The organism is Neisseria sp., assembly GCF_041804105.1.
GTDB lineage: Bacteria > Pseudomonadota > Gammaproteobacteria > Burkholderiales > Neisseriaceae > Neisseria.
In genome coordinates this window covers 1-4,123 of sequence record NZ_JBHCJY010000031.1, presented here as the reverse complement: position 1 = coordinate 4,123, position 4,123 = coordinate 1, and the positions used below count along the sequence as shown (strand labels likewise).

Here is a 4,123-nt window from a genome sequence, read left to right as displayed (position 1 = left end):
CGGGCGGCCGCCACCCTGCCCGTGCCCGGCCGCCACAACGCCGCCAACGCCTGTGCCGCCGCCGCGCTCGCCCTGGCCGCGGGCCTGAATTTGCAGGAAATTTCAGACGGCCTGTCCGAATTCGCCAACATCAAAGGCCGTCTGAACGTTAAACGCGGCATCAAAGGCGCAACCCTGCTCGACGACACCTACAACGCCAACCCCGACAGCATGAAAGCCGCGCTCGACGTGCTCGCCCAACTCCCCGCCCCGCGCGTGTTCGTGATGGGCGACATGGGCGAACTCGGCGAAACCGAAGCCGCCGCCATGCACGCCGAAGTCGGCGCCTACGCCCGCGATAAGGACATCGAATCGGCCTATTTCGTCGGCGACGACAGCGCGCACGCCGCCGAAGCCTTCGGCGCAAACGGCCTGTGGTTCGCCGACAAAGACCCGCTGCTTCAGGTGCTGGCGCACGACCTGCCCGAAGGCGCGAACGTGTTGGTGAAAGGCTCGCGGTTTATGAAGATGGAAGAAGTGGTGGAAGCATTGGCGGAGGCGTGAGGCCGTCTGAAGTGCCTGTCTGAAAAACGGGTGGCCAATCCGTTTACGCCGCCGTACCGGATGCCGTCTGAAAAATTCGGTCGGGTGGTGGGTTGACACCCACCCTACGGGAATCTGAAGCGCAGTTTTTTCAGACAGGCATTTCAGCCGTAGGGTGGGTGTGAACCCACCGTTTCAGACGGTCTGAGGTTTTTTCAGACAGGCACGGCTTTTCCGAACACGAACCACAGAGAAAAGGGTGGAACCATGTTAAACAAACCCCGTTATCCGCAAGCCGAAACGCTTGCCGAACTCGAGCGGAATTTCGCAGAAATCAACGGCCGGATTCAGACGGCCTGCCGCCGCGCCGGCCGTCATCCCGATTCGGTGCGGCTTTTGCCGGTAACCAAAACGGTAGATGAGCGCCGCATCCGTATGGCGCATGCGCTCGGCTATGCCTGTTTCGGCGAAAACAAGGTGCAGGAGGCATGGGGCAAGTGGCAGGAAATGCAGGATTTGCCGCTCGACTGGGTGGTTATCGGCCATTTGCAGACCAACAAAATCAAATATATGGCCAAGTTTGCCGCCGAATTTCAGGCGCTCGACAGTTTGCGCGTGGCGGAACAGCTCGATGCGCGCTTGGCATCGGAAGGGCGGACTTTGGATGTGTTGGTGCAGGTCAATACATCGGGAGAGGCAAGCAAGTACGGATTGGCTCCCGAAGCGGCGGAAGGTTTCGTTCACGCGCTTGCGCCGTTTCCCCGTTTGAAAGTCAAAGGCTTGATGACGCTTGCGCTGCTGTCGCAGGAAAGCGCGAAAGTACGCGGCTGCTTCGTTTTGCTGCGCAGGTTGCAGGAGCGGCTGCAACGCGGCCTGCCCGACGGGATGTCTTTGGCCGAACTGTCGATGGGGATGTCCGGCGATTTTGAAGCGGCGATAGAAGAGGGGGCGACGACTGTACGCATCGGCCAGGCCCTGTTCGGTTCGCGCAGTCTGCCCGACAGCCATTATTGGCCGGAAGGCGGGGTGTAAAAGGAGGCGAAGGCCGTCTGAAACAGGCATGAAGGCAATAAACAGGCCGTCTGAAATGCCTGTCTGAACCCGAATACGCCCCATCCGTAAAAAACCTTACCCGATTCAAAAAATTAACCCCAAGCCCACCCTCGTTCCGTTATAAAATGGCGGGTTTGAAAACACCGCAACACCCAAGGCCGTCTGAAAGGCGGAAACGTTTTTCAGAAGGCCGCGAACAACCGACAAGAAGGAAAGTAACCCCATGTTTTTATGGCTCGCCCATTTCAGCGACTGGTTTTCCGCGCTGAACGTTTTCCAATACACCACCTTCCGCGCCGTGATGGCCGCCCTGACCGCGCTGGCGTTTTCGCTGCTGCTGGGGCCGTGGACGATACGCAAGCTCACCGAGTTGAAAGTCGGTCAGGCCGTGCGCCACGACGGGCCGCAAACCCACCTGATCAAAACCGGCACGCCCACCATGGGCGGCTCGCTGATTCTCACCGCCATCACCGTTTCCACCCTGCTGTGGGGCAATCTGGCCAACCCCTATATCTGGATTCTGCTGCTGGTGCTGCTCGCCACCGGCGCGCTGGGCTTCTACGACGACTGGCGCAAAGTGGTTTATAAAGACCCCAACGGCGTGTCGGCGCGCTTCAAAATGGTGTGGCAGTCGGGCGTGGCGCTGGCGGCGGGGCTGCTGCTGTTTTATGTGGCGCAGAACTCGGCCAACAATATCCTGATCGTGCCGTTTTTCAAACAAGTGGCTCTGCCGCTGGGCGTGTTCGGCTTTGTGGTGCTGGCCTACCTTACCATCGTCGGCACCTCCAACGCCGTCAACCTGACCGACGGCCTCGACGGGTTGGCCGCCTTCCCCGTGGTGCTCGTCGCCGCCGGTCTCGCCATCTTCGCCTACGCCAGCGGCCACGCCAAATTCGCCGAATACCTGCAACTGCCGTTCGTGGTCGGTGCCAACGAAGTCGTGATTTTCTGCACTGCCATGTGCGGCGCGTGCCTGGGCTTTTTATGGTTCAACGCCTACCCCGCGCAGGTATTCATGGGCGACGTCGGCGCGCTCGCACTCGGCGCCGCGCTCGGCACCGTGGCCGTCATCATCCGCCAAGAACTCGTGCTCGTCATCATGGGCGGCCTCTTTGTGGTGGAAGCCGTTTCGGTGATGCTGCAGGTGGGCTGGTACAAACGCACGAAAAAACGCATCTTCCTGATGGCGCCCATCCACCACCACTACGAACAAAAAGGCTGGAAAGAAACGCAGGTGGTGGTGCGGTTTTGGATTATTACCATCGTGCTGGTGCTGGTGGGCTTAAGCTCACTGAAAATCCGCTGATGCCTGTCTGAAAAACAGAGGCAGTCTGAGTAATAGGGTAGGGTGGGTGTGAACCCGCTGTTTCAGACGGCATCGGGAATGGTGGGTTTACACCCACCCTACGGGAAACTACGGGAAACCGGTTTTATCCACCATTAAATTAAGTTTAATCAACGCATTACATTTAAAATAAAACAATAAGGGAAAACAACATGGAAAATCAGATTGTTACCGCTGTGTTCGGTGGTCTTTGGGGTGTGCTGGCCAATTTTTGGTGGCTTCCCTTTGTTCTGCTTTTTTTGGCTTTTCTGAAAAGTCCGCTGTTTAAAGGCTGGTTTGGCGAAAAGGCGGTTCAGGCGCGCTTGGGCGGTTTGGATGAAACGGTTTATCGTCCGTTTCACGACTTAATTATTCCGTCACGTGGAACCACCACCCAAATCGACCATATTTATGTATCGCGTTTCGGTATTTTTGTGGTTGAAACGAAAAACTATTCGGGGTGGATTTTTGGCAGCGAAAAGCAGGCTAGGTGGACGCAGGTTATTTATAAGAAAAAGCAGTCGTTTCAAAATCCGCTCCGGCAAAATTACGCCCATATTAAAGCGCTGGCAGCATTGCTCGCATTGCCTGAAAATTCGTTTCATTCGGTAGTGGTTTTTTTTGGGCGGATGTGAATTCAAAACGCAAATGCCTGAAAATGTTTGCTATATCAGGCAAGCTGAACGGCATATCCGGAATTTCCGGACGGTTGTATTGGATGAGGCCGAAATCAACCGTGTTTGCGCTGTTTTGCAAAGTAAAGAATATGCGGCAGACAGAAGCCGCAGAGTAGAGCACAAAAACAATTTGCGTCAAAAGCACCAATCGGGTAATTGAGCAAAGGCCGTCTGAAAATATCGCTTGGTACGGATATGACGGATACCCACTACCGATAAAGTAGGGTGGGTGTCAACCCACCGTTCCCGATGCCGTCTGAAACGATGAGTTCACAGCCACCCTATAAATGATAGACATATTGAAAAAGACAACAACCATGAACTGGCAAAACCAAAAAATCCTAGTCGCCGGACTCGGCGGCAGCGGTCTCTCGATGATAGCCTTCCTGCGCGGAGCGGGGGCGATCGTGGTGGCTTATGATGCCTGTCTGAAAACCGAGTGCGCCGCCGAGCTGCAACGGCAGTTTCCCGGCCTCGAATGCCACACAGGCCGTCTGAAAGACGCGTTGGCGCAGGGTTTCGTCGTGCTGGCGCTCAGCCCCGGCAT

General features: G+C 56.4%; 4 protein-coding genes and 1 pseudogene. All 5 read left to right on the top strand.

What is annotated here, in order from left to right; translation table 11 throughout:
• Positions 1 to 543, top strand: a 543-nt coding sequence (locus ACEYDX_RS03135; RefSeq protein ID WP_373740580.1) for a glutamate ligase domain-containing protein, incomplete at its 5' end; no start/stop codon positions are given.
• A gap of 246 nt (positions 544 to 789) precedes the next feature.
• Complete coding sequence (locus ACEYDX_RS03130; protein ID WP_373740579.1) at positions 790 to 1,554, top strand: YggS family pyridoxal phosphate-dependent enzyme; 765 nt, start codon at positions 790 to 792, stop codon at positions 1,552 to 1,554.
• Positions 1,555 to 1,798: 244 nt separating this feature from the next.
• Complete coding sequence (gene mraY, locus ACEYDX_RS03125; RefSeq protein WP_373740578.1) at positions 1,799 to 2,881, top strand: phospho-N-acetylmuramoyl-pentapeptide-transferase; 1,083 nt, start codon at positions 1,799 to 1,801, stop codon at positions 2,879 to 2,881.
• Between the two features lie 191 nt (positions 2,882 to 3,072).
• Complete coding sequence (locus ACEYDX_RS03120) at positions 3,073 to 3,534, top strand: nuclease-related domain-containing protein (protein WP_373740577.1); 462 nt, start codon at positions 3,073 to 3,075, stop codon at positions 3,532 to 3,534.
• Between the two features lie 359 nt (positions 3,535 to 3,893).
• Positions 3,894 to 4,123, top strand: a pseudogene (gene murD / locus ACEYDX_RS03115) (UDP-N-acetylmuramoyl-L-alanine--D-glutamate ligase); the annotation flags it as partial.

What these genes read in the sequence shown, in the direction of transcription:
- ACEYDX_RS03130 (WP_373740579.1), top strand. Translation starts at nt 790, where the DNA reads ATGTTAAACAAACCCCGTTATCCGCAAGCCGAAACGCTTGCCGAACTC.
- mraY (WP_373740578.1), top strand. Translation starts at nt 1,799, where the DNA reads ATGTTTTTATGGCTCGCCCATTTCAGCGACTGGTTTTCCGCGCTGAAC.
- ACEYDX_RS03120 (WP_373740577.1), top strand. Translation starts at nt 3,073, where the DNA reads ATGGAAAATCAGATTGTTACCGCTGTGTTCGGTGGTCTTTGGGGTGTG.